This window comes from Micrococcus porci (assembly GCF_020097155.1).
GTDB classification, from domain to species: domain Bacteria; phylum Actinomycetota; class Actinomycetes; order Actinomycetales; family Micrococcaceae; genus Micrococcus; species Micrococcus porci.
This window is the reverse complement of sequence record NZ_CP083691.1, coordinates 1263964-1287871: the sequence shown is the minus strand read 5'-3', so window position 1 is coordinate 1287871 and position 23908 is coordinate 1263964. Positions and strand designations below refer to the sequence as shown.

Here is a 23908-nt window from a genome sequence, read left to right as displayed (position 1 = left end):
GCTCCTTCGCGGAGGGGAGGCGGACGTGGGCGGCCGCCACCCTACCAACGTGCGGCAGGTCGGGCGGGATGCGGGGGCTGACATCCGCGGCGGGGCGCGGCTAGGGTCCGGGGGCATGAGCATCGACAAGGACCTGACGCGGAAGTTCAACGAGCAGATCACCCTCGAGTTCGAGGCGTCCATGGTGTACCGCCAGCTGGCGATCGCCGCGGACATGCAGGACCTCTCCGGCATGGCCGCGTGGTTGCGGCACCAGGCCGACGAGGAGATCGTGCACGCCAACAAGTTCATCGACCACGTGGTGGACCGCGAGGCGAGCGCCGTGATCGGCGCGATCCCCGCCCCCGACGTGCCGGAGCACATCACCCCCGTGCAGATCTTCGAGGCCGCCCTCGCCCATGAGCGGAAGGTCTCCGAGGCCATCCGGGAGCTCTACCGCGCGGCCGAGGCCGCCGGGGACCTCTCCTCCCGGCCGCTGCTGAACTGGTTCCTCGAGGAGCAGATCGAGGAGGAGGCCACCGTCGGCGAGATCGTGGGCCAGCTGAAGCTGGTGGGCGAGGACGGCTCCGGCCTGCTCCGCATCGACTCGGCCCTCGGCGCCCGGCCGGTGGAGACCACCGAGAACGCGGGCTGACCACTCGCTCCCCCGCGGTCCGCTCCGGCCCGGTCCCGTCCTGAGGGTCCGGGCCGGGGGCGTGCCGGTCCGCGGCAGTCGGTAGGCTGACCCCGCGCCGCGTGCGCCGACGCCCGCGCGTCGTCCCGTCCCACCTCACAGGAGGAAGAATGAGCGGTCTGGTCGCTCTGCTCGACGACGTCGCCGCCCTGGCGCGCCTGGCCGCCGCGAGCGTCGACGACGTCGCCGCCGGTGCGGCGAAGGCGTCCGCGAAGGCCGCCGGCGTGGTGGTCGACGACGCCGCGGTCACGCCGCAGTACATGGAGGGCGCGGCGGCGCAGCGTGAGCTCCCGATGATCCTGCGGATCGTCCGGGGGTCGCTGCGCAACAAGCTCGTCTTCATCCTGCCGGGCCTGCTGCTGCTGGACTGGCTGGCCCCGTGGGCCCTGCCGTGGCTGCTGCTCGCGGGCGGCACCTACCTGTCCTTCGAGGGCGCCGAGAAGGTGTGGCACAAGCTCACGGGCCACCACGAGCCGCAGGAGGACACGCCGGCCGTGGAGCAGGGCCCCGAGGCGGAGGACAAGGTGGTGCGCGGCGCCATCACCACGGACTTCATCCTCTCCCTCGAGATCATGGTGATCTCCATGAACGAGGTCTCGGACCAGGGCTTCTGGATGAAGGCGGCCATCCTCGCCATCGTCGCGGTGGTCATCACCGTGGCCGTGTACGGCGCGGTGGCGCTGATCGTGAAGATGGACGACGTCGGCCTGCACATGCACGAGAACGCGCACACCTCCGGCGCGCGCAGGTTCGGCCTCGGCCTGGTCAAGGCCATGCCCGTGGTCATGGGCGTCATCTCCGTGATCGGCACCGTCGCCATGCTGTGGGTCGGCGGCCACATCGTGCTGATGGAGCTCGCCACGCTCGGCCTGCCGTGGCTCTACGAGCTGCAGCACACCATCGTCCACGCGGTCGAGGGCGCCGGATCCGTCATCGCCTGGCTGGTGGAGACCCTCACCTCCGCGATCTGGGGCCTGGTCTGGGGCTCGCTCGTCGTCGCGGTCGTGGGTCTCGTGCGTCGGCTGCGCACATGAACCCTTCCGCGGGGACGTCGGGAGGCGTGTTCACCGCACGGCAGCGCCGCGTCCTCGCGGTGCTGCTCGTCCCGGTCTTCATGTCCCTGCTGGCGGTGTCCAGCATCAACGTGGCCCTGCCCTCGCTGCAACGCGGCCTGGGCGCCTCCGACGCCGAGCTGCAGTGGTCCATCTCCGGGTACACCCTGGCCTTCGGCATGGTGCTGGTGCCGGCCGGGCGGGCCGGGGACCTGCTGGGGCGGGCGCGCCTGTTCCGGATCGGCGTGCTGGGCTTCGGCCTCGGGGCGCTGCTGTCCGGCCTGGCCCCCTCCGGTCTCCTGCTGGTGCTGGCCCGCGTGCTCATGGGAGTCGGGGCCGGCCTCCTCAACCCGCAGGTCAGCGGATTCATCCAGGCCGAGTTCGAGGGGCAGGCCCGGGCTCGGGCGTTCGGTGCGCTGGGCTCCACGGTGGGGGTCTCCGTGGCGGCCGGGCCCCTGCTGGCGGGCGGCCTGATCGCCGTGCTCGGAGGGGACCTCGGCTGGCGCGCCACCTTCCTCGTGAACGTGCCCATCGCCCTGGCCGCGGTGCTGATCGCCCGAGGCTGGCTGCCGGAGGAGTCCCCCGCGCCGGCCGGCCGCCGCGACTTCGACCCCGTGGGCGTGGCACTGCTGGCGTCCGCGCTCGTGGCCGTGATGCTCCCCTTCCTGGACCGGGGGCTGGGCCCGTGGCGCTTCGCCCTGCTCCCGCTCGGCGCGGCCCTCGCCGCCGGCTGGGCGGTCTGGGAGCGCGGCTACCGCGCCCGCGGCCGGGCACCGATGGTGGACCTGTCCCTGTTCGGCCTGCCGGGGTTCCGCAACGGCGCGCTGATGATCGGGGTCTACTTCACCGGCTCCACGAGCCTGTTCATCGTGGTGGCCATGTTCATGCAGAACGGGCTGGGCTACGGGGCGCTGCAGGCGGCCCTGGTGGGCCTGCCCTCCGCCGTGTGCTCGTCCGTCATGGCCACCGTGGCGGGGCGCCTGGTGCTGCGGGCCGGGCGCCGCCTGGTGGTCGTGGGCGTGAGCCTCGTGCTGGCGGCCGTGGTCGGCTCGATCGGCGTGGTCGCCGCCCATCAGGCGTTCGGCCTGAGCCCCTGGTGGCTGCTGGCCACCCTGGGACTGTTCGGCATGGGCCAGGGCCTCACCGTCTCCCCCAACCAGACCCTCAGCCTGGCGGAGGTCCCCCGGCCGCAGTCCGGGACGGCGGGCGGGATCCTGCAGACCGGGCAGCGGGTGGGCACCTCCGTCGGCTCCGCCGTGATCGTGGGCGTCTACCTGGGCGTGGCGGGCACGGGCGGTCCCGACCGCGGGTTCATGGCGGCCCTGGGCCTGATCGCGGTGTCCATCGCCGCGGCGCTCGCCGTGGCCGTGGCGGACCAGCGTCGCCGTGCGCGCCAGGGCGGACGCTGACGGGACGGCCCGCCGCCGGCGGCCCGGCTCAGTCCGCCGTGAGGAAGGTGCGCACCGCGGAGACGAACGCCTCCGGCTGGTCCGCGTGGACCCAGTGGGAGGCGCCCCGCACCGTCACCCGCACGACGCGCGGGAACAGCGCCTTCATCTCCGGCGCGTCCCCGTCTCGGATGTAGTCCGAGTCGGCGCCGCCGAGCCACAGCACCGGGCGGTCGAAGACACGGTCCGGGTCCTCGGGGACCACCGGGTCGGGGAACGCGCCGATCTCGTCGAGGTGCTCGAAGAGCATCCGCACGTTCGGCTGCCACGCGAAGTGGCCGTCCTCGCGGCGCAGGTTCTGCAGCAGGAAGCCGCGGACCCGCGCGTCGTGCACGTGCTCGGCCATGGCCGCGTCCGCCTCGGCGCGGGACGTGTAGGAGGCGAGGTCCATGCGCAGCATCGTCCCGAGCAGGTGGACGAACTCCCCCGTGGCCGAGGGCGACATGCGCGGGGAGATGTCCACGACGACGAGGCGCTCCACGAGCTCGGGGTGGCGCAGGGCGAGGACCATCGCAACCTTGCCGCCCATCGAGTGGCCGAGCAGGTGGACCGGGCCGTCGGCGGCGAGGCCAGCGCGGAGGTGGTCCGCCACGCGGTCCGCCATGTCCTGGTAGTCGACGGCGTCGGTCCACGGCGACTGCCCGTGGTCCGGGAGGTCGATCAGCTCCACCGTGAAGTCGTCCGCGAGCGCGGTGGCCACGCCGGTGAAGTTGCGGCCGCGGCCCATGAGCCCGTGCAGGAACGCGACGCGGCGCGAGCCCTCCCCGATGCGGGTGGAGGCCAGGGGGGCGTCGGACGGGGCGGAGGCGGCGGTCGTGTTCACCCGACTCAGGCTAGCGCGGGACCACGTCGGCACCTCCCCCGCCTTACAGTCTACTCGACCCTCTGAGATGGGCGGGAAAAGTGTCATACTGACCAGAACAGTCCTGCCAGTCCGCCCCGGGAGGTCCCATGCCGGTCGCTGAGGCCCGCGTCAGCGTCGCCGTGTCCACGGCCGTCTTCGGCGTGCGCCCGGATGCGCACGGCGTGCCCCGCCTCTGCGTCGCCCTCGTCCCGCGGATGCGCGAGCCGTTCCTGGACCGGTGGGCGCTGCCGGGCGCGTGGCTCGGCGCGGACGAGGAGCTGGCCGACGTCGCCGCACGCGTGGCCGCCGAGTGCGTGCCCGGCCCCGTCCGTCGCCTCGAGCAGCTGGCGGCGTTCGGCGCCGTGGACCGCTCCCCCACCGGACGCGTCCTCACGGTGGCCCACTGGGCGCTCAGCCCCACCCTGGACGACGACGGCGCCGCCCCGGCGTCCCGCCCGGACCCGGACGTGGCAGGGCTGCCCATCGGGGTCCACGTGCGCTGGCACCGGGCCGACGCACCGCCCGCGCTGGCGTTCGACCACGCCCAGATCCTGGCGGCGGCCGTGGCGCGCCTGCGCGCGGACCTGCCGCGAGCCGGCGTCGGGCACGCGCTGCTGGGGCCCTCCTTCACCCTCGCCGAGCTGCGCGCCGTGCACGAGGCCGTCCTCGGCCGCGGCCTCGACGCCGCCAACTTCCGCCGCGCCACCCTCGCGGCCGGAACCCTCGAGGAGACCGGCGAGGTCCGCGACGGCACCCCGCACCGCCCGCCCAAGCTCTACCGCTACCGGCCTGCCGGGCCCGGGACCGACCCCAATCCCGCCGGGCCGGACGCCAGCCGCTGACCCACCAGCCCCGACCCAGGAGTCACCCATGACCACCCCGACCGGGACCACCGCCTCGGTGGCCCGCACCCTGACCCTGATCGACAAGGACGCCGCGCGCGGCTCCTCGTGCTCCCCCGACCTGACCCGCGGCCCCTGGGCGTTCGACGCCGGCCTGCCCGCCTACGGCCCCGGCGCATCGCAGGACGACGCCGTCCCGGCCGACGCCCCCGTGCAGGGCCGCATCCCCGAGGAGTACCAGCGGGCCTCGGACGAGGAGCTCCACGCCCGGATCAGCGCGGCGCGGCAGACGCTAGGCGAACGCGTCGTCGTGCTGGGCCACTTCTACCAGCGCGACGAGGTCGTCCAGCACGCCGACTTCGTGGGCGACTCCTTCCAGCTCGCGCGGGCCTCCCAGGGCCGGCCCGCGGCGGAGGCGATCGTGTTCTGCGGCGTGCACTTCATGGCGGAGACCGCGGACCTGCTCTCCACCCCGGACCAGGCCGTCATCCTGCCCAACCTCGCCGCCGGCTGCTCCATGGCGGACATGGCCGACCTGGACTCGGTCGAGGACGCGTGGGAGCAGCTCGAGGCGGTCTACGGCACCGAGCCGGACGACGACGGGCGCATGCCCCTGCTGCCCGTGACCTACATGAACTCCTCCGCGGCCCTCAAGGGCTTCGTCGGCGAGCGCGGCGGCATCGTGTGCACGTCCTCCAACGCCTCGGCCGTGCTGGACTGGGCGTTCGAGCGTGCCCAGCGCGTCCTGTTCTTCCCGGACCAGCACCTGGGCCGGAACACGGGCCGCGCCCGGGGGATCCCACTCGAGCAGATGCCGACGTGGAACCCCCGCCTGCCGCTGGGCGGGAACTCCGAGGACGCCCTGCGGGAGGCGAAGGTCCTGCTGTGGCACGGCTTCTGCTCGGTGCACCGCCGCTTCACCGTGGCGCAGATCGAGCAGGCCCGCGCCGAGCACCCGGACGTCCAGGTGATCGTGCACCCCGAGTGCCCGCTGCCCGTGGTGGAGGCCGCGGACTCCTCCGGGTCCACGGACTTCATCGTCAAGGCCATCCAGGCGGCGCCGGCCGGCTCGACCTTCGCGATCGGCACCGAGATCAACCTCGTGCAGCGCCTGGCCGCCCAGCACCCCGAGCACACGATCTTCTGCCTCGATCCCGTGATCTGCCCGTGCTCCACGATGTACCGCATCCACCCCGGCTACCTCGCCTGGGTGCTCGAGGAGCTCGTGGCCGGCCGCGTGGTCAACCGGATCACCGTGCCCGTGTCCGTGGCCGACCCGGCCCGCACCGCGCTCGAGCGGATGCTGGCCGTCGCGCCGAAGCAGTCCGCCGCGCAGTCCGCCGCGCAGTCCGCCGGGGCCGGGACGTGACCCCGGCCGACCGCGCCCCGGCGACGCCGGCCCCGCAGCCGGACGTGGAGCGGATCGTGGCCGCGGCGCTCGCCGAGGACGCGCCCTGGGGCGACGTCTCCTCGGAGGCATTCGTCCCGGAGCAGGCCCGGATCACCGCGCGCGTGGTGGCCCGCGAGGCCGGGGTGCTCTCCGGCACGAACGCCCTCGAGGCCGCCTTCCGGCTCGTCGACCCGGCCGTGTCCGTCACCCTGCACCTGGCCGACGGCGCCGACCTGTCCCCCGGCGCCGTCGTCGCCGAGGTCGCGGGCCCCGCCCGCTCGGTGCTGCGGGCCGAACGCGTGGCGCTGAACCTCGTCCAGCGGCTGTCCGGGATCGCCACGACGACGGCCGCCCACGTGGCCGCCGTGCGCGCCGGCGGCGGGCACGCACGGGTGGTGGACACCCGCAAGACCACCCCGGGTCTGCGCGTGCTCGAGCGGCAGGCGGTGCGGGACGGCGGCGGGCACAACCACCGCTCCAGCCTCTCGGATGCCGTGATGCTGAAGGACAACCACCTGGCCGCGCTGGGGTTCGGCGGCGCCGGCGACCCGGGCGAGGCCCTCACCGCGGCCCTGCGCGCCGGGATGGCCCGCCTGCCGCACACCACCCACGTGGAGGTGGAGGTCGACCGGCTCGAGCAGATCCCGGCGGTGCTCGCCGCCGGGGTCGGCACGATCATGCTGGACAACTTCTCGCCGGCCGAGCTGCGGGCCGGCGTCGAGCTCGTGGCGGGCCGCGCCGTCGTCGAAGCCTCCGGCGGGGTGAGCCTCGAGACGATCGGGGCGATCGCGGCCACGGGCGTGGACGTGATCTCGGTGGGGGCGCTGACCCATACCGTCCGGTCCCTGGACCTGGGCCTGGACGCCGTGGTCGAGGAGGTCTCGCCGCGCCGATGAGCACCATCCTGGACCTGGACCACGCGGCCACCGCGCCCGTCCGGCGCAGCGCGCTGGAGGCGATGTGGCCCGCGCTCACGGGCGTCTACGGCAACCCGTCCTCGGCGCACGAGGCCGGCCGGGCGGCGGCGGCCCTGCTCGAGGACGCCCGCGCGCGGGTGGCCCGCGCGATCGGCGCCCGGGCCGGGCAGATCGTGTTCACCTCGGGCGGCACGGAGGCCGACGCGCTCGCCGTGCTCGGCACGGTGCGCGCCCGGATCCTCGCCGGCCGCCCGGCGGGCCACGTGCTGACCACGGGGATCGAGCACAGCGCGGTGCGGCAGTCCTGTGACCAGCTGGCCCGGCTGCACGGCGTCGAGGTCGAGCACCTCGCGCTGGACCGTGACGGCCTGACCTCGGCGGACGACCTCGCCGCCCGCCTGCGCCCGGACACCGCGCTGGTCAGCGTGCACCTGGCCCACAACGAGGTGGGCACGGTGCAGCCGGTGGCCGAGCTGGCCGCCGTCGCCCGGGAGGCGGGCGTGCCGCTGCACGTGGACGCGGTACAGGCCGCGGGGCAGATCCCGGTGGACGTGCGCGCCCTCGGGGCGGATCTCGTGGCGCTGTCCGGGCACAAGGTCGGCGGGCCCAAGGGGGTCGGCGCACTGTGGGTGCGCCCGGGTCACGCCCTGGAACCGCTCGTGCCCGGTGGCGGCCAGGAGCGGGGTCGGCGGTCCGGGACGCAGAACGTGGCCGGCGCGGCCGGGTTCGCGGCCGCCTTCGAGGAGGCCGAGGCGGAACGCGCCGCGGCCGCGGACGCGTGGTCGGGGCTGCGGGACCGGTTCGCGGCGCGCGTGCTCGACGGCGTCCGGGAGCTCGTGCCCGACGCGCGGCTGACCGGCCATCCCGCGCGGCGGCTGCCGCGTCACGCCTCGTTCGTGCTGCCCGGCGTGAACGGCGAGTCGGTGCTGGAGGAGGCGGCCCGCCGGGGCGTGCTGGCCTCGGCGGGATCCGCGTGCTCGGCCCACGACGCCGAGCCGTCCCCGGCCCTGCTCGCGCTGGGCCTCAGCGAGGACGAGGCCCGCACGGCCCTGCGCTGCACGTTCGGCCCGGACGCCGACGCCCCGCTGCTCGACGCCGCCGCGGACGCGATCGTCGACGCCGTCCGGACGGTCACCGCCCTGCGCTGAGCGGCCCCGGGCCGGTCGACCCCGATGCCGCCGGGGGCCGGCGTCGGAAGTTCACCCGGGGGTCAGCCCGACGCCACATGTCCCTCGCCTGCGTGCCCCACCCTGGCTCCGTGAAGCAGACCACCGCACCCCTGTCCCACTCCGCCTCCCGCCGTTCGGTGCTCGCCGCGGCGTCCGCCGCCGTGCTCGCCCCCGCCGCCCTGGCCGGCCCCGCCGCCGCCCGTCCGGCCCGCCACACCCCCGGTGGCCTGGTCGCGTCCCGCCTGACGCTGCCGTCCGGCGTCGCCACCGGCGACGTCACCTCGAACTCGGCCGTGCTGTGGGCGCGCTCGTCCGGCCGTTCGCGTCTGCACGCCACGCTGCGCGCGGTCGACGAGGACGGGAAGGTGCTGCGCGGCCGCTTCGCTCGCGGGCTGACCCTGCGCTCCGGCTGGGTCGACGGGGCCACCGACCACACCGCGAAGATCCTCGCGGACACGCTGCCCTCCGGCACCCGCTTCGAGGTGACGTACGCGTTCGAGGACGAGGCCGGCCGCCTGGGCGAGTCGGCCGTGGCCCGCTTCACGACGGCGCCCGGCGCGCGGTTCGGCCGGAAGACCTCCGCCGCCCAGTCCTTCGTGTGGACCGCGGACACCGCGGGGCAGGGCTACGGCATCAACCCGGAGATCGGCGGCATGCGCGGCTACGCGGCGATGCACGCCACGCAGCCCGACTTCTTCCTGCACTCCGGCGACACGATCTACGCGGACAACCCCATCCCGGAGACCCTCGAGGTGGCCGGCGAGCCCACCTGGCGCAACCTCGTCACGGAGGAGACGTCCAAGGTCGCCGAGACGCTGAACGAGTTCCGCGGCCGCCACCGCTACAACATGATGGACGACAACCTCCGCGCCCTGTACGCGGACGTCCCCGTCATCGCCCAGTGGGACGACCACGAGACGACCAACAACTGGTGGCCGGGCGAGGTCCTCGAAGACCCGCGCTACACCCAGGTCCGTGACGTGGACACGCTGGCCGCCCGCGCCCGCCGCGCGTGGCAGGAGTACATGCCGATCGCCGACTCCACGGCCCTGCGCCGCGGCTCCGGCTTCGAGCCCGCCCGCATCTACCGCAGGATCCCCCGCGGCGCGACGCTCGACGTGTTCGCCCTGGACATGCGCACCCACAAGGGTGAGAACACCCCGGGTCTCGAGACCCACGAGACCCCGATCCTGGGCGAGGAGCAGCTGCAGTGGCTCATCCACGGGCTGCGGGCGTCGACCGCCACGTGGAAGGTCATCGCCAACGACCTGCCTCTGGGCCTGGTCGTCCCCGACGGCACGGGCCAGGAGTCCCTGTCCAACGGCGACGACGGCGCCCCGCTGGGCCGCGAGCTGGAGATCGCCCGCCTCCTGAAGGCGATCAAGGACCACGGCGTGAAGAACGTCGTGTTCCTCACCGGCGACGTCCACTACTGCGCGGCGCACCACTACTCCCCCGACCGCGCGGCGTTCACCGACTTCGAGCCGTTCTGGGAGTTCGTGGCCGGCCCCATCAACGCCGGATCGTTCGGCCCGAACACGCTGGACGGCACCTTCGGCCCGCGCCTGGACTTCGAGGCGCACGGGCCGGTCATGGGCTCGCCGCGCTCCGGCGAGCACCAGTACTTCGGCCACGTCGAGATCCCCGAGGACGGCCGTGAGTTCCGGGTGCGTCTGATCAACGCGAACGGTCGCACCGTGTACGCGCGGACCCTGACGGCGGCCTGACCTGCCCAGGCACGCGTCCTTCGTGCCGCCCGGGGCAATGGTGAGGCGGCACTGGAGGGGGCCGCTCGGCGCTGCGCCGCACCTTCGGGCCGGACTCGGACGCGGCCACACTCGGCGCCGCGGCGGACGCGATCGTCGCCGCCGTCCACGCCGTGGGCGCCCTGCGCTGAGCCCCCGGGCGCGCAGCCCGTCCCGGGCGGATGGCCTCCGCAACAGTGGCGCGCGCGCCGCTCGGCGCGGGTGCGCGGCTCTAGGGTGTTCGGCATGTCGCACGCCGCCCCGTCCTCATCCGTCCCGCCCGCCCCGCCGTCGTCGTCTGCCACGGACGGCACCGCCGCGCCGGAGAAGGCCCCCCGCCGCGGGCTGCGCCGGCTGGGCCTGCTGCCGCGCGTCCTGCTGGGCATCGTGCTGGGCGTCGTCGTGGGCCTGGTCTCCCCCGAGTGGCTCACCCGGACCGCGGTGACCGGCACGTCCCTGTTCAGCGCGTTCCTCGGGTTCATCGTCCCCGTGCTGATCGTGGCGCTGGTGGCCCCGGCCATCGCCGAGCTCGGCCGCGGCGCGGGCAGGTGGCTGTCCGTCACCGCGGCGATCGCCTACGGCTCGACCCTCTTCGGCGGGTTCCTGTCCCTGGGGGTGGCGCTGGCGCTGTTCCCGCGCATCCTCACCCCGGGCTCGATCTCCGGCGTGACGGATCCCTCCGAGGGCGGGGCGACGCCGTTCTTCGAGATCGCCATGGACCCGCCGTTCGGCGTCATGACGGCGCTGCTGCTGTCCTTCGTCCTGGGCATCGGCATGACGCTGATCCCCCGCGGCGTGCTCCAGCAGGGCTTCGAGGAGCTGCGGACCATCATCGAACGCGTGGTCACCGGGATCGTCGTGCCCCTGCTGCCGTTCTACATCTTCGGCATCTTCCTCGCGATGGCCGCCTCGGGCGGCGTGTTCGAGGTGATCGGCACGTTCCTGGGCGTGATCCTCATCGTGTTCGCCCTGACCGTGGTCCTGCTGCTGGTGCAGTACGCGGTGGCCGGCGTCATCGCCCACCGCAACCCCCTCACCGCCCTGAAGGCCATGATGCCCGCCTATGCGACGGCGCTGGGCACCTCGTCGTCGGCGGCCACCATCCCCGTGACCCTGCGCCAGGTGGTCTCCCTGGGCGTGCGGCAGCCGATCGCGGCGTTCGTGGTGCCGTTGGCGGCGACTATCCACCTGGCCGGCTCCACGGTGAAGATCGTGGCGTTCTCCACCGCGGTCATCATCCTCACCGGCGGGCAGGTGGACGTGGGCCTGATGGTCGGATTCATCTTCATGCTCGGCATCACCATGGTGGCCGCCCCCGGTGTGCCGGGCGGGGCCATCGTGGCCGCCTCGGGCCTGCTCTCCTCGATGCTCGGGTTCACGGAGCCGCAGGTCGCGCTGATGGTGGCCACCTACATCGCCATCGACTCGTTCGGCACCGCCACCAACGTCACGGGCGACGGCGCGATCGCGCTGATCATGGACCGGATCGCCGGGGACCGGATCGCCGCCGACCCCGGTGTGGCCGAGGAGTCCCCGGCCGCCTGAGACCACGCCGGGACGACGACGGGCGCCGCCTCCGCGAGGAGGGGGCGCCCGTCGTGCGTGGCGGCCGCGGCGGACGGACGGCTCAGTAGTCGCCGTAGCCGGCGTTGCAGTAGGCCGAGCTGGTGCCGGTCTCCTTCGCGACCGACCGGCCGTCGACGAGGATCTCGCACGTCACGTTCTGCGACCCGGTGTCCGTGACGTCCTCGGTGACGGAGATGCTGAGGGTCTCGCTGCCGGTGACCGAGTCCGTCACCGAGATCTGCTCGGCGGTGATGTCCTGGTCCGAGGAGCTGCCGCCGATCGAGTAGTTCACCGTGGCGTCGCCCTGGTCCACGGTGGCGCGCAGCTCCACCTCGTGCGGCGCATTCGCCTCGGAGGAGAGGGAGGCCCCGATCGAGGAGAGGGCCGGGCCGCCCTCCTGGACGGCGGCGGAGACGGCGGCGGCCGTGAGGGCCGTGACGGCGATCGAGATCAGCAGGCCCAGCGCGCCCGTGACGATGCCCGCGATGGACATCCCCTTGGACTGGCCCCGGCGCAGGCCCAGGACGCCCGTGATGACCGCGGCCGCGCCGATCAGCACGCTGACCAGGCCGATGAACGGCAGGAAGCTGAGCAGCAGGGCGATGACGCCGCAGACGAGCGCGGCGATCGCCAGCCCGTTGGAGGCCGGGCGCGGCGCGCCCGCACCCGTCACGTAGACTCCCGGCTGCTGTCCGTAGGCGCCGTACCCGCCCAGGGGCTGGCCGTAGGCGCCGTAGGCCCCCGGCTGCTGCTGGCCGTAGGCGCCGGTCGGCTGACCGTAGGGGCCCTGCTGCTCGTAGGAGCCGGGATGCTGGGCGCCGGCCCCGTATGCATCCGCCCCGTAGGCGCCCTGCGGCTGGCCGTGCGCACCGGCCTGCTGCGTTCCGGCGTCCTGGCCGTAGGCGGGCTGCCCGTAGGAGGGCTGCTCGTAGGGGCCCGGGACGGCGCCGTCCCCGCCGGGGGTGTAGGCGCTGGAGCCGTGCCCGGTGCCCGTGACCGGCGTGTGGTCCGGCCAGCCGGCGGACGGGGGCTTGTCCGGCCAGCCGGCGGCGCCGGCCTCGGGTGCGCCCTCCTCCACGCCGTGGCGGGCGGACTCACCGGGGACGGCGCCGCCCCCGGTGTCCTCCGGACGGCGGGGGTCGTCGGGGTGCTGGTTCTCGGTCACGGGTCCCTCCAATGGTGTGCGGGCGGTCACAGCGAGCCGCTGACTCGAGTCTAGGCGGCGCACCGCCGCGGCACAGGGCTCGACCCCCGGTGCGGGGCACGGGCGAGAATGGGCGGATGGTCATCGTCCTCGGCCCGGATCCCGCTCCCGGCACCCCGCCCGGGAGATGGTGCGCCCTGGTCCTGCCCGACGACGCCGCCCCCTCCCCCGCGGATGCGTCGCCCGGTCAGGGGGACGGGGGACCCGTGGCCCGGTTCGCGCGGGACGAGCTGGCGGACGTGGTGCGGGCCCTGCCGGGGCGGCTGGGCGTGGACCCCGCCGTCGTGCGGTGGACGGTGGCCGACGCGGCCGAGGTCTATCCGGCGCTGCTGGCGGCGGGCGTGCGGTGGGACCGGTGCCGGGACCTCTCCCTCGGCCAGCGGATCCTCCGTGGGGCGGCCGCCGCGGGACTGGCGTACGCCCCGACGGTAGACCTGCCCGTCCACGAGCCCGAGGCCGAGGACCCGGCCACCGCCCGTCGGGCCCCCGGGCAGGGGGCCATGTTCGAGCTGGCCGGCCCCGAGCCCGCCCCCGACGCCGCGGCGCTCGCCCGGGAGCTGGCGGCCCAGCAGGCCGCCGTGGCGGCCTCGGCGCACCCGCACCGCCTGCGGCTGCTCCTGGCGGCAGAGTCCCAGGGGGCGCTCGTCGCCGCCGAGATGCACCACGCCGGCCTGCCCTGGCGCGCGGACGTGCACGAAGCCCTCCTCGCCGAGCAGCTCGGCCCCCGCCCTCCGGAGGGGGCTCGCCCCGCCCGGCTCCAGGCCCTCGGCGAGCGGGTGGCGGCGGCGCTCGGGTCCCCCGGGCTCAACCCGGACTCCCCGCCGGCGCTGCTGCGCGCCCTGCAGACCGCCGGGGTGACCGTCGACTCCACCCGCAAGTGGGAGCTCACCGCGTGGGCGGACCAGGGCGGGGCGCAACGGCAGGCCCGGGAGGCCCTCATCGCCCCGCTGCTGGAGTACAAGGCCCTCTACCGGCTGTGGACCGCCCACGGCTGGCACTGGCTGGACACCTGGGCCCGCGACGGCCGGTTCCGTCCCACCTACCTGGTGGGCGGCGTCGTCACCGGCCGGTGGGCCGCCCACGGCGGCGGGGCCATGCAGGTGCCCTCGGGGGTGCGCGACGCCGTCCGCGCCGACCCGGGCCACGTGCTCACCGTGGCGGACGCCTCCCAGGTGGAGCCGCGCATCCTGGCCGCGATGTCCCGGGACGCCGCGCTCGCGGCGGCCGGCGCCACCCCGGACCTCTACCGGGAGGTCGCGGAGCAGGGCCGCTCCGCCGGCACGGCGCTGGACGACCGCTCCCGCGCGAAGGTGGCCCTGCTGGGGGCCATGTACGGGGCGACCACCGGCGACTCCGCCGCCCTGCTGCCCCACCTGCGCCGCCTCTACCCGGCCGCCCTCGCGATGCTCGAGGCCGCCGCCGCCGACGGCGAGGCGGGCCGCCCGGTCCACACGTGGCTGGGGCGCACCTCCCCCGCGCCCGCGGAGCGCTGGCTCGAGCGCGTGGCCGACCGCTCCACCCGGGAGGCCGAGGCCCGAGCCCGCTCGCTGCGCCGGTCGGCGGGACGGTTCACCCGGAACTTCGTGGTCCAGGGCACGGCCGCGGAGTGGGCGCTGTGCTGGATGGGGCAGATCCGCGGCGGGCTCCACCGGGCGGGGCTGAGCACGGCCCTCGTGTTCTTCGTGCACGACGAGGTGGTGCTCCACGGACCCGCCGAGGAGGCCGGCGCCGTCGCCCGCATCGTCACGGAGGCGGCATCCCAGGCGGGTCGGCTGCTCTTCGGCGCCGCGCCCGTGGACTTCCCGCTCACCGTGGCCCAGGTGGAGTCCTACGCCCAGGCCAAGTGAGGGTTCCGTGGCCCATACTGGGGCGCATGGAGACCCCCTCTGACGTCATCGTCGTCGGCGCCGGCCTGGCCGGACTCGTCGCCGCCCGCACCCTCGCCGAGGCCGGCCTGAGCGTGCGCGTGCTGGAGCGCGAGGCCGAGGTCGGCGGGCGCCAGCGCACCCGCACCGTGGACGGCTTCGTCCTGGACCGCGGCTTCCAGCTGGTGAACCCCGCCTACCCGGAGCTGCCCCGGCACGCCGACGTCGACGCCCTGGGGCTGCGGCCCTTCGGCGCGGGCGTGCGGGTCCGCACGCGCCGCGGGCTCGCGCTCCTGGCCGACCCCCGCCGGGAGCCCCGGCTCGCCGCCCGCACCCTCCGCGACGGCGTCCGGCACGGCCTGCTCGATGCGCGGGAGCTCGCGGCGCTGTCCCGCTGGGCGGCGCCCGCCCTCGCCGCGCCGCGGGTGGCCAAGCACCGCATGGACGCGCCCCTCATCGAGGCGTGGGACCGGGCGGGCGTGCGGGGCCCGCTGCGCGATGCCGTCCTCGAGCCGTTCCTGCGCGGGGTGCTCGCCGACCCGGACCTCACGACGTCGTCCCGGTTCACGGAGCTGCTGGTGCGGATGTTCGTGCTCGGCACGCCGGGCGTGCCCGCCCGCGGCGTGGCCGCGCTGCCGGAGCAGCTCGCGGCCCGCGTCCGGGCCGCGGGGACGCGGGTGACCACGGGTGCGTCGGTGACCGCCGTGCGGCCGGCCGCCGACGGCGTCGTGGTGGACGTGGCCGGCGGCGCCCCGCTGCACGCCCGCGCGGCGGTGCTGGCGGTGGGTCCGGAGGCCTTCACCGGACTGCTCCCCGAGGCGGCCACGGATCGCCTCCCCGTCCCCTCCCGAGGCCTGACCACCTGGTGGTTCCGCGCCCCCTCGGCCCCGGCCCGCGAGCGCTTCCTCGCCGTGGACGGCACCGGCTCCGGGCCGCTGGTGCACACCGCGGTGATGACGGCGGCGGCGCCGGGCCTCTCCCCGGACGGCACGCCGCTGGTGGAGGCCACGGCCCTGCTGGACCCGTCCGCCCCGGCCGTCACCGACGCGCAGGCGCGCGCCCACGCGGCGCGCATCTGGGGCGTCGACGCGTCCGACTGGGACCTGCTGGCCCGGGACGACGTCCCCCACGCCCTGCCCGTGCAGGCCGCCCCGCTGCGGCTGCGGGCCGAGGCGCGGGTCGCCGAGCGCGTCTACGCCGCCGGCGACCATCGGGACACCGCCTCCATCCAGGGGGCGCTGGTCTCGGGCCGCCGCGTGGCCGAGCGGCTGCTGCACGAGCTCCCGCGCTGACCCGCGGGAGGACTACCCTGCGGGGGTGACCCAGATCCTCCTGTGGGGCGTCGTCTCCGCCTCCTCCCTGCTCCTCGGTGCCCTCCTCGCCCTCGCCCGCGACTGGCACCGGCCCACCATCGGCCGCATCCTGGCGTTCGGCGCGGGCGCGCTCATCGCCTCCGTGTCCCTCGAGCTGGCGGAGGAGGGCGTGAACACCGGCGGCGCCGTCGCCGTGGGCGTCGGCCTGGCCCTCGGCGCGGCCGCGTACTTCACCGCCAACCGGGTCGTGGAACGCCGCGGCGGCGGCTCCGGCGGCGGCAGCGGCGCGGCCCTCACGGTCGGCGCGCTCCTCGACGGCATCCCCGAGCAGGTCGTCCTCGGCGTCGGCCTGGCCGCCGGCGGGGAGATCTCCCTGGCCCTGGTGGTGGCGATCTTCGTCTCCAACCTGCCCGAGGCCATCGGCTCCTCCGCGGACCTGCTGCGCGCGGGCAAGACCCGCCGCCACGTGCTCACGCAGTGGTCGGTCGTCACCGTGGTCTGCATCCTGGCCACGGTCGTCGGCGGCCTGCTCGCCGAGCTGGCGACGCCGGGCATGACCGCCGGCGTCCAGGGCTTCGCGGCCGGCGCCCTGCTGGTCATGCTCATCGACACGATGATCCCCGAGGCGCGAGAGCAGGGCGGCGAGACCGCGGGCCTCGTCACCGTGGTCGGCTTCGCGCTGGCCTGCGGGCTCTCCCTCCTGGGCTGAGCGCGCCGGCTGAGCGCGGGCCGGCCGAGCACCCGGCCTGCCCCGCTGCTCAGGCCCCCACGTACTCCTTCAGGTGCCGCCCGGTGAGCGTGGAGGCGTCGGCCACGAGGGCGGCCGGCGTGCCCTCGAAGACGATGCGGCCACCGTCGTGCCCCGCGCCGGGACCCAGGTCCACGATCCAGTCCGCGTGGGCCATGACCGCCTGGTGGTGCTCGATGACCACCACGGACGTGCCGCCGTCCACGAGGCGGTCCAGGAGGGCCAGGAGCTGATCGACGTCGGCGAGGTGGAGGCCGGTGGTGGGCTCGTCGAGGACGTAGACCTCGGCCCTCTCGCCCATCTGCACGGCGAGCTTGAGACGCTGGCGCTCGCCGCCGGACAGGGTGGTGAGGGGCTGGCCGACGGTCAGGTAGCCCAGGCCCACGTCCTGCAGCCGGCCCAGGACCTTCTGCGCCGCGGGCAGGCGCGCCTCCCCCTCGGCCACGTAGGCGGCGGCCTGGTCCACGGACATCTCCAGCACGTCCGCGATGCTGCGGCCGGCGAGGGTCAGCTCGAGCACCTCGGGGAGGAAGCGGCGGCCCTGGCACTCCTCGCAGACGCTCTCCACGCCGCCGAGCGTGGCCAGGTCCGTGTAGATCACGCCCGCGCCCTTGCAAGCCGGGCAGGCGCCGTCCGAGTTCGGGGAGAACAGACCGGGCTTCACGCCGTTGGCCTTCGCGAACGCCTTGCGCAGCGGCTCCAGCAGGCCCGTGTAGGTGGCCGGGTTGGAGCGGCGCGAGCCCGTGATGGGCGCCTGGTCGATCACGACGACGCCCTCCCGCCCGGCCAGGGAGCCGTGCACCAGGGAGCTCTTGCCCGAGCCGGCCACGCCCGTCACCGCCACGAGCACGCCCAGGGGGATGTCCACGTCCACGTCCTGCAGGTTGTGCTCGGAGGCCCCGCGGATCTCGACGACGCCGGTCGGCGTGCGGACCTCCCCCTTGAGGGCGGCCCGGTCCTTCAGGTGCCGGCCGGTGAGGGTGTCCGAGGCCGCGAGCTCCTCCACCGTCCCCTCGAAGGTGACCCGGCCGCCGTCGGCGCCGGCGCGCGGGCCCATGTCCACCACGTGGTCGGCGATCGCGATGGTCTCCGGCTTGTGCTCGACGACGAGCACCGTGTTGCCCTTGTCCCGGAGGTCGGTGAGCAGCGCGTTCACGCGGGCGAGGTCGTGCGGGTGCAGGCCCACGGAGGGCTCGTCGAACACGTAGGTGACGTCCGTGAGCGCGGAGCCGAGGTGGCGGATCATCTTCACCCGCTGGGACTCGCCGCCGGAGAGCGTGCCGGTGGCGCGGTCCAGGCTCAGGTAGCCCAGGCCGATGCGCTCGAACGCGTCCAGCAGCTCCTGCAGACCGGCCACGAGCGGGGCGGCGGGGCCGGCGTCGAGGCCGCGGAGCCACGCGGCGGCGTCGGTGATCTGGAGGGCACAGACCTGGTCGATCGAGGCCCCGCCGAGGGTGACCGAGCGGGCGCGCTCGTTCAGGCGGGTGCCGTGGCAGTCAGGGCAGGTGCCGAACGCGACGGCGGACTCCACGAACCGGCGGATGTGCGGCTGCAGGGACTCGACGTCCTTGGAGAGCATGGAGCGCTCCATCTGCGGGATCAGCCCCAGGTAGGTGAGGTTGATGCCGTCCACCGTGATCGTGGTGGCCTCCTTGTGGAGGAGGGCGTCCAGCTGCCGCTGGGTGAACTTCTTGATCGGCGTGTCGACGGGGAAGAGGCCGGCGCCGCGGAAGATGCGCCCGCACCAGCCGTCCATCGAGTAGCCGGGGATCTTCAGGGCGCCGTCCTCGAGGGAGAGCTCCTCGTCGTAGAGCGCGGCGAGGTCGATGTCGCTGACCCGGCCGGTGCCCTCGCAGCGCTCGCACATGCCGCCGGTCACCGAGAACTCGCGCCGCTCCTTCACGGTGCGTCCGTTCTTCTGCGTGCTCACCGCGCCCGCCCCGGAGACCGAGGCGACGTTGAACGAGAACGCCTGCGGGGAGCCGATGTGCGGGGTGCCCAGCCGGGAGAAGAGGATCCGCAGCAGGGCCGTGGCATCGGTGGCCGTGCCCACGGTGGAGCGCGGGTTCGAACCCATCCGCTCCTGCCCGACGACGATGGCCGTGGTCAGCCCCTCGAGGACGTCCACGTCCGGGCGGGGCATGGCCGCCATGAACCCCTGCACGAAGGACGGGTAGGTCTCGTTGACCAGCCGCTGCGACTCCGCCGCGAGCGTGCCGAACACCAGGGACGACTTGCCGGAGCCGGAGACCCCCGTGAACACCGTCAGCCGCCGCTTGGGCAACTCGAGGGACACGTCCTGCAGGTTGTGGGTGCGCGCGCCGTGGACGCGGATCACGTCGTGGCCGTCGGCGGGGTGGGCGGTGTGCGGGGCGGGCGCGGCGGAGGCGTGCGGCGTGGGCATGCGCTCAGGGTAGCGGCGCGGGCGGACGCCGCGGGGCCGCCCAGGTCAGGGGGTCAGCCCTCCCCCGTGGCCTGGGCCAGCATGACGACGATCCCACTGGGCCCGCGGACATAGGTGAGCCGGAACACGCCCTCGTAGTCCGCGACGCCGCGCAGCGGGGCGTAGCCGCGGCGGTCGCACGCGGCGAGGGCGGCGTCGAGGTCGTCCACCCGGAACGCCACGCGGTGCATGCCGATCATGTGCGGGAGCGTGTCCGGCGTCGGGAGGGCCTCCGGGTGCAGGTACTCGAACAGCTCGACGCCGGGGCCGCCGTCCGGCGCGGTGAGCAGGGCGATGCGCGCGTGGTTGCCGTCCAGGCCCACAGCGGTGTCCGCCCACTCCCCCTGCACCTCGTCCCGGCCGACGACGACGAGCCCGAGGCCCTGGAAGAAGTCGACCGCCTCCTCGAGGTCCTCGACGGCGATGCCCACGTTCTCGAACCGGATGCCCATGCGGCCAGCCTAGGCCCCGCCCTCAGCCGGCGAACCGCACGAACGTCCGGCCCGGGACGGGACCGCCTCCGCCGAACTGCCGGAACCCGCAGGCCTCGTAGAACGCCCGCTGGCCCGGCTCCTCATCGGTGATCAGCACCTGCTGGCGCACGTGGGCGAACGGCGCGAACACGGCGTCCAGCAGCTTTCCAGCGACGCCCTGCCGCCGGCGCTCCGGGTGCACGAGCACGTCTTGGAGGTAGGCGATCGTGTGCCCGTCGGAGACCACCCGGGCCAGCCCCACCAGCTCCTGCCCCGCCCAGGCCGTCGCCACGCACGCGGAGCCCGCGACCCCCGCCGCCAGCGCGTCCGGGTTCCGCGTGTACGCGGTCCAGCCGACGGCGTCGTACAGGGCCCGGAGCGCCGCGGCGTCGGGGATCCGTCCCGTCACCACGGTGAGGTCCGCGAGCTCGGGGCGGCGTGCCGGCGGCTCCGGTGCCGACGCCTGCTCGCCCTCATGGTCGCCGCGCAGCAGGGCGAACCGCAGGGAGTCCCAGCGTCGTCCGTCCCAGGCTCGCGACTCCGGCACCCGCGCGCACATCCGGAATCCGGCCCGCTCTGCCGCACCGGCCATCCGAGCGTTGCCGGACCACGTGGTGAGCGTGAGCACGTGGGCGTCCGTCTCGGTGAGCGTCGCCTCCGTCCAGGCCGCCAGCGCCCGGGTCCCGATCCCGCCGCCCCAGCGGGAGGGGTCGAACAGCAGGATGCCCAGCTCCCACCAGCCTCCGCCGGCGGGGGCCTCCTCGTGACGGGTGACCAGTCCGATCGCCGCCCCGTCCGCGGTGATGATGCGGCGGTCAGCGTCGTCGGGCCATGGCGCGAAGGACCGGGCGAACGCGGCGCGGCCCATGGGCGCCGCCTGCTCCGCGGCGTGGAAGTAGGGCGCGTCCCACCGCTTCCACTCCGCGTCGGGCGTGCCGTGGATCCACGTCCAGAGGAACTCTTCGTCCCCGGCCTCCACGGGGCGCAGGGCGACGACGGGGGTGCTCCGATGCGTGTCCATGGGGAGATTCTGCCCGTAGAGTCCCCACCCATGACTGGAGAGCCGATCACTCCGTCCGATCCGGAGCACAGCGGTCCCGAACGCACCGGTCCCGAACACACCCCGGACGGGCACTTCATCATCGTCGACGGCCGCCGGTGGCGCGCCACGGACCCGGACATCCCGGAGGCCCTCCGCGCGGAGCTGGTGAAGGAGCTCATGGCCGCCCGGCGCCTCGTGAAGTCCCGCGGGGACGCCGCCCGTGTCCGCGTCCAGGACGCGAAGGTGGCCCTCGGCGAGCGCGGCGACCCCTGGTGGGAGCCCACCGAGCAGGGCCGCCGCGACCGGCTGGCCGCCGCCATGCGCACCCTGCTGCGGCAGCGGGGGGAAGACCGCACGATCTGCCCCTCGGACGCGGCCCGCGTCGTCGGCGGCGAGGACTGGCGCGACCTCATGCCCGTGGCCCGCGAGGTGGCCGGCACCCTGGCCGAGGAGGGCGTCGTCGTCGTGACCCGGAAGGGCGCGGCCGTGGACGTGGCCACCGCCCGCGGGCCCGTCCGGATCGCCGCGGGCCCGGCGCTGGAGACCTGACCTCACCCCGGGCACGCGGACGGGGCGGGACCGTGAGGTTCCCGCCGTCGTCACACCGTGCGGGAGACCACCCGGTAGGCGGCCCAGGCGGGGCCGGCGGCAGCCAGCGCCCCGGGATCCAGCAGGCTGGCGGTGGCCCACGCGTCCGCCCAGGTCAGGGTGGGGCCGAGGACGCTGACGGAGGTGAGCTGCGGCGTCGCCGGGGCGGGGTGCCCGTCCACCACGACGCGCGGGTCCATCACGTGGGCGCCGCGCGCGGCGGTCCCGGACGTGGCCAGGGCGCCCTCCACGAGCGAGACGACGACGGCCATCTGCCCGGGCCGCGCGGGATCCTCCACGCCGACCTCCCACGGGTCGCGGGGGCCGCCCGGTGTGACGCCCACGCGCACGTCGCCGGCCGCGTTTACGGCATAGGAGATCCCGGGGACCCCGGCCAGCACCTGAGCGGCCAGGTCCCCCGCCCAGCCCTTGACGAGGCCGGTGGGGTCCCAGCCGCGGCTGCCGTCCGGGGCGGGCAGGTCGGTGGTGAACAGGCCGCCCGTGACGCGCTCGGACTCGTCGGTCAGGGCCCGGACCTCCGCCAGCCACGGATGGGCCGCGGCCGCGTCGAGCTCGCCCCGCCGCATGCGGAGCAGGTCGCTGTCCGTCCTCCAGGGGGAGAGGACGGCGTCGATCCGGTGCAGGAGGTCCCAGACACGCCGCACCGCGGCGGCGATGTCCGCGCGGCGCGGGTCCTCCGCGCGCACGTGCACGGAGACGGGCCCGCCCATGACCTGTTCCACGAACGCGCGCGTGCCCCAGGCGGGGGCGGCGGCATCGGCCATGAGGTCCTCGACCGTCCCGGAGGTCAGGAACGCCGGCAGCTGGGCGGCGTCCATCAGAGGTGCGCCCGGTCGAGGGCGGACTGGAGGCTCTGCTCGTACGCGGCCGAGGTGAAGCTCGCGCCGGAGACCATGTGCACGCTCGTGCCCTGGGAGGCGGTGGCGGACGCGTTCGGGTCGGTGGAGGTGTGGTAGCTGAACAGCAGGACGAGGCCGGCCAGCGTGGCCAGGAGCCAGGTGGTGATGCGGCGCATGGGAGGGGCCTTTCTGGGGATGGGGTCAGAAGGAGAAGCGCTCGTCGTGGATGCGCTCGGCGGGGACGCCGCCGCGGCGGGCCGCCTGGCGCACCAGGTCCGTCCACGCGGGTGCGCCGCAGACGAACACGTCGTGCTCGGCGAGGTCGGGGCAGATCCGGCGCAGGGCGGTGACGTCGTCGACGTCCCCCGCGGAGGCGGGCAGCCAGCTGTCGGCGCCCGGGCGGCGGCGCCCCTCGAGGCGGATGTAGCGGGCGCCACGGGTGCGGGCGGCGGCCAGCAGGTCCGCGTGCAGGGTGGGGTCGTCGGGGTCGGACACGCGGTGGACCACGGTGATCTCCCCCGCGTCCGCGGGGAGGGACTCCAGGAGCGCCTTCATGGGGGTGATGCCGATGCCCGCACCCATGAGCAGGGCCTTGCGGCCGGTGCGGACGCCGTCATGCATGCGCCCGTAGGGGCCCTCGACGAGCACCCGCGTGCCGGGGCGCATGTCCCACAGGCGGCCGGTGCCGTCGCCCACCACGGCCGCGGTGAACTGGAGGGTGCGGCCGTCGGGGGCGGCGGACAGCGAGTACGGGTGGGCCCGCGTCCAGCCCGGGCCGTCGAGGAACCGCCACTGGAAGAACTGCCCGCCGCGGGCGTGCAGCCGGTGGGCGCCCCGGCCGGCCACGGTCACGGTGACCGCGTGCGGCCCCGCGGCGGTCACGGACTGCACGCGCAGCCCTGCCCGGGCCGAGCACCAGAGGGGCAGCAGGGCGCGGAACACGACGACGGCGCCCGCCGTCACCGCCCAGAGGGTCCACCAGAACGCGGTGGCCACGGGCGAGGCCAGGAACTCCTGGCCGGTCCACAGCTGGTGCGGCAGCGCGAGGCCCGCACCGAGGTAGCCGTAGAGGTGGATCAGGTGCCAGGACTCGTACCGCAGCCGGGCGCGGGCGGCCTTGAAGGACGTCACGACCACCATGACCAGGGCGGCGGTGCCGGCGATCGCCAGGAGCATGCCCGGGTAGTCCACGGCGAAGTCCACGAGCGTGCCCCACAGGCCCGCGGGGGTGTCCCAGGCGTAGCCGGCGGTGATGAGCGCGAGGTGGGCGAACATCAGGGTGAAGGACGTGAATCCGACCCGGCGGTGCACGCGCGTGAGGCGATCCTGGCCCCATGCCTGTTCGACGAGCGGGACGCGGGCCATGAGGAACACCTGCGCCAGGAGCAGGGCGGACGCGATCAGCCCGGTGAGCCGGCCCAGGGAGGTCAGCCCGGAACCGACGGCGGCGAGGTCCTGCACCCCTCCCCCGTGCACCCACAGGGCGGTGACCGCCAGCAGCACCAGCCACAGCAGCGAGCCGGAGGCGTCGCGCCACCAGGCGGGGATGCGCCCGGCGGGGCGGTCACGGATGCCGGCGGGGCCCGGTGCGGGTGTGAGGGGCGGGGGGGGACGGTCGGCAGGCGCTGGGTCTGCGGAACCTCCCCGGGAGGGGCGGGAGTGGAGGGCGCTGCGGTCATGGCTGGAAGCATGCGCCCCTCGCCAGAGGCATTCCTGGACATCGACC

At 75.2% G+C, this 23908-nt stretch carries 21 protein-coding genes; 13 read left to right on the top strand and 8 right to left on the bottom strand.

Annotated features, from left to right (window positions below):
- Window positions 1-115 precede the first annotated feature (115 nt).
- The 3 genes from KW076_RS06250 (at window position 116) to KW076_RS06240 (ending at window position 3134) form a co-directional block, all read left to right on the top strand.
- The gene (locus KW076_RS06250; RefSeq protein WP_224356709.1) at window positions 116-634 is read left to right on the top strand and encodes a ferritin; all 519 of its coding nucleotides are present in this window, start codon (window positions 116-118) and stop codon (window positions 632-634) included.
- Window positions 635-783: 149 nt separating this feature from the next.
- A complete protein-coding gene (locus KW076_RS06245; RefSeq protein WP_224356708.1) occupies window positions 784-1707 on the top strand; it encodes a DUF808 domain-containing protein in 924 nt (307 codons plus the stop codon).
- Window positions 1704-3134 carry an MFS transporter gene (locus KW076_RS06240; protein WP_224356707.1) on the top strand — a complete coding sequence of 477 codons (1431 nt, stop codon included), beginning with the start codon at window positions 1704-1706 and terminating at the stop codon, window positions 3132-3134. The genes KW076_RS06245 and KW076_RS06240 overlap by 4 nt, the downstream gene beginning before the upstream one ends.
- Before the next feature lie 28 nt (window positions 3135-3162).
- Here the strand turns inward: KW076_RS06240 and KW076_RS06235 are convergent, their stop codons facing one another.
- Complete coding sequence (locus tag KW076_RS06235) at window positions 3163-3996, bottom strand: alpha/beta fold hydrolase (RefSeq protein ID WP_224356706.1); 834 nt, start codon at window positions 3994-3996, stop codon at window positions 3163-3165.
- A 128-nt stretch (window positions 3997-4124) separates the two neighbouring features.
- On the opposite strand from KW076_RS06235, the gene KW076_RS06230 reads away from it, so the two are divergent.
- From KW076_RS06230 to KW076_RS06205, 6 genes are all read left to right on the top strand, one after another.
- Window positions 4125-4859: an NUDIX hydrolase gene (locus KW076_RS06230; protein WP_224356705.1), complete on the top strand. Its 735-nt coding sequence runs from the start codon at window positions 4125-4127 to the stop codon at window positions 4857-4859.
- A gap of 28 nt (window positions 4860-4887) precedes the next feature.
- Entirely contained in the window at window positions 4888-6228 is a 1341-nt protein-coding gene (gene nadA / locus KW076_RS06225) for a quinolinate synthase NadA (RefSeq protein ID WP_224356704.1), read from the top strand.
- Entirely contained in the window at window positions 6225-7145 is a 921-nt protein-coding gene (gene nadC, locus KW076_RS06220) for a carboxylating nicotinate-nucleotide diphosphorylase (RefSeq protein WP_224356703.1), read from the top strand. The genes nadA and nadC overlap by 4 nt, the downstream gene beginning before the upstream one ends.
- On the top strand, window positions 7142-8314 hold the full coding sequence (locus KW076_RS06215; protein WP_224356702.1) for a cysteine desulfurase family protein: 1173 nt from the start codon (window positions 7142-7144) through the stop codon (window positions 8312-8314). The genes nadC and KW076_RS06215 overlap by 4 nt, the downstream gene beginning before the upstream one ends.
- A gap of 110 nt (window positions 8315-8424) precedes the next feature.
- Window positions 8425-10062, top strand: coding sequence for an alkaline phosphatase D family protein (locus KW076_RS06210; protein ID WP_224356701.1), 1638 nt, complete (start codon window positions 8425-8427; stop codon window positions 10060-10062).
- A gap of 264 nt (window positions 10063-10326) precedes the next feature.
- Window positions 10327-11625, top strand: a complete 1299-nt coding sequence (locus KW076_RS06205; protein ID WP_224356700.1) for a dicarboxylate/amino acid:cation symporter — start codon at window positions 10327-10329, stop codon at window positions 11623-11625.
- 82 nt (window positions 11626-11707) lie between these two features.
- On the opposite strand, the gene KW076_RS06200 is transcribed toward KW076_RS06205, so the two are convergent.
- Window positions 11708-12811 (bottom strand): DUF4190 domain-containing protein, encoded by a 1104-nt coding sequence (locus KW076_RS06200; RefSeq protein ID WP_224356699.1) that lies wholly within the window; start codon window positions 12809-12811, stop codon window positions 11708-11710.
- Between the two features lie 116 nt (window positions 12812-12927).
- Here KW076_RS06200 and KW076_RS06195 point away from each other — a divergent pair, with 116 nt between their 5' ends.
- From KW076_RS06195 to KW076_RS06185, 3 genes are read left to right on the top strand one after another with little or no spacing between them, the layout of a single operon-like run.
- Window positions 12928-14697 (top strand): bifunctional 3'-5' exonuclease/DNA polymerase, encoded by a 1770-nt coding sequence (locus tag KW076_RS06195; protein WP_224356698.1) that lies wholly within the window; start codon window positions 12928-12930, stop codon window positions 14695-14697.
- A 26-nt stretch (window positions 14698-14723) separates the two neighbouring features.
- Window positions 14724-16007 carry an NAD(P)/FAD-dependent oxidoreductase gene (locus tag KW076_RS06190; RefSeq protein WP_224356697.1) on the top strand — a complete coding sequence of 428 codons (1284 nt, stop codon included), beginning with the start codon at window positions 14724-14726 and terminating at the stop codon, window positions 16005-16007.
- Window positions 16008-16032: 25 nt separating this feature from the next.
- Window positions 16033-16737: a ZIP family metal transporter gene (locus KW076_RS06185; RefSeq protein ID WP_224356696.1), complete on the top strand. Its 705-nt coding sequence runs from the start codon at window positions 16033-16035 to the stop codon at window positions 16735-16737.
- 49 nt (window positions 16738-16786) lie between these two features.
- Here KW076_RS06185 and KW076_RS06180 read toward each other — a convergent pair whose 3' ends face one another.
- The 3 genes from KW076_RS06180 to KW076_RS12640 are packed head-to-tail and all read right to left on the bottom strand — an operon-like array spanning window position 16787 to window position 20713.
- Entirely contained in the window at window positions 16787-19180 is a 2394-nt protein-coding gene (locus KW076_RS06180; protein WP_224356695.1) for an ATP-binding cassette domain-containing protein, read from the bottom strand.
- Window positions 19181-19233: 53 nt separating this feature from the next.
- Window positions 19234-19671 carry a VOC family protein gene (locus KW076_RS06175; protein WP_224356694.1) on the bottom strand — a complete coding sequence of 146 codons (438 nt, stop codon included), beginning with the start codon at window positions 19669-19671 and terminating at the stop codon, window positions 19234-19236.
- A 22-nt stretch (window positions 19672-19693) separates the two neighbouring features.
- Window positions 19694-20713, bottom strand: coding sequence for a GNAT family N-acetyltransferase (locus KW076_RS12640; RefSeq protein ID WP_350354989.1), 1020 nt, complete (start codon window positions 20711-20713; stop codon window positions 19694-19696).
- Between the two features lie 30 nt (window positions 20714-20743).
- Between KW076_RS12640 and KW076_RS06160 the strand changes: the two genes are divergently transcribed.
- A complete protein-coding gene (locus KW076_RS06160) occupies window positions 20744-21283 on the top strand; it encodes a DUF3253 domain-containing protein (RefSeq protein WP_224356693.1) in 540 nt (179 codons plus the stop codon).
- A gap of 50 nt (window positions 21284-21333) precedes the next feature.
- On the opposite strand, the gene KW076_RS06155 is transcribed toward KW076_RS06160, so the two are convergent.
- The 3 genes from KW076_RS06155 to KW076_RS06145 are packed head-to-tail and all read right to left on the bottom strand — an operon-like array spanning window position 21334 to window position 23685.
- On the bottom strand, window positions 21334-22161 hold the full coding sequence (locus tag KW076_RS06155) for an FAD:protein FMN transferase (protein ID WP_224356692.1): 828 nt from the start codon (window positions 22159-22161) through the stop codon (window positions 21334-21336).
- Entirely contained in the window at window positions 22161-22358 is a 198-nt protein-coding gene (locus KW076_RS06150) for a hypothetical protein (RefSeq protein WP_224356691.1), read from the bottom strand. Before KW076_RS06150 ends, KW076_RS06155 begins: the two co-directional genes overlap by 1 nt.
- A gap of 25 nt (window positions 22359-22383) precedes the next feature.
- Window positions 22384-23685 carry a ferredoxin reductase family protein gene (locus KW076_RS06145; RefSeq protein WP_224356690.1) on the bottom strand — a complete coding sequence of 434 codons (1302 nt, stop codon included), beginning with the start codon at window positions 23683-23685 and terminating at the stop codon, window positions 22384-22386.
- Window positions 23686-23908 lie beyond the last annotated feature (223 nt).

Coding starts and splice junctions, on each gene's coding strand:
- KW076_RS06150 (WP_224356691.1), bottom strand. CDS start 22,358: ATGCGCCGCATCACCACCTGGCTCCTGGCCACGCTGGCCGGCCTCGTC.
- KW076_RS06180 (WP_224356695.1), bottom strand. CDS start 19,180: ATGCCCACGCCGCACGCCTCCGCCGCGCCCGCCCCGCACACCGCCCAC.
- KW076_RS06195 (WP_224356698.1), top strand. CDS start 12,928: ATGGTCATCGTCCTCGGCCCGGATCCCGCTCCCGGCACCCCGCCCGGG.
- KW076_RS06190 (WP_224356697.1), top strand. CDS start 14,724: ATGGAGACCCCCTCTGACGTCATCGTCGTCGGCGCCGGCCTGGCCGGA.
- KW076_RS06160 (WP_224356693.1), top strand. CDS start 20,744: ATGACTGGAGAGCCGATCACTCCGTCCGATCCGGAGCACAGCGGTCCC.
- KW076_RS06205 (WP_224356700.1), top strand. CDS start 10,327: ATGTCGCACGCCGCCCCGTCCTCATCCGTCCCGCCCGCCCCGCCGTCG.
- nadA (WP_224356704.1), top strand. CDS start 4,888: ATGACCACCCCGACCGGGACCACCGCCTCGGTGGCCCGCACCCTGACC.
- KW076_RS12640 (WP_350354989.1), bottom strand. CDS start 20,713: ATGGACACGCATCGGAGCACCCCCGTCGTCGCCCTGCGCCCCGTGGAG.
- KW076_RS06155 (WP_224356692.1), bottom strand. CDS start 22,161: ATGGACGCCGCCCAGCTGCCGGCGTTCCTGACCTCCGGGACGGTCGAG.
- KW076_RS06175 (WP_224356694.1), bottom strand. CDS start 19,671: ATGGGCATCCGGTTCGAGAACGTGGGCATCGCCGTCGAGGACCTCGAG.
- KW076_RS06215 (WP_224356702.1), top strand. CDS start 7,142: ATGAGCACCATCCTGGACCTGGACCACGCGGCCACCGCGCCCGTCCGG.
- KW076_RS06245 (WP_224356708.1), top strand. CDS start 784: ATGAGCGGTCTGGTCGCTCTGCTCGACGACGTCGCCGCCCTGGCGCGC.
- KW076_RS06240 (WP_224356707.1), top strand. CDS start 1,704: ATGAACCCTTCCGCGGGGACGTCGGGAGGCGTGTTCACCGCACGGCAG.
- KW076_RS06250 (WP_224356709.1), top strand. CDS start 116: ATGAGCATCGACAAGGACCTGACGCGGAAGTTCAACGAGCAGATCACC.
- KW076_RS06230 (WP_224356705.1), top strand. CDS start 4,125: ATGCCGGTCGCTGAGGCCCGCGTCAGCGTCGCCGTGTCCACGGCCGTC.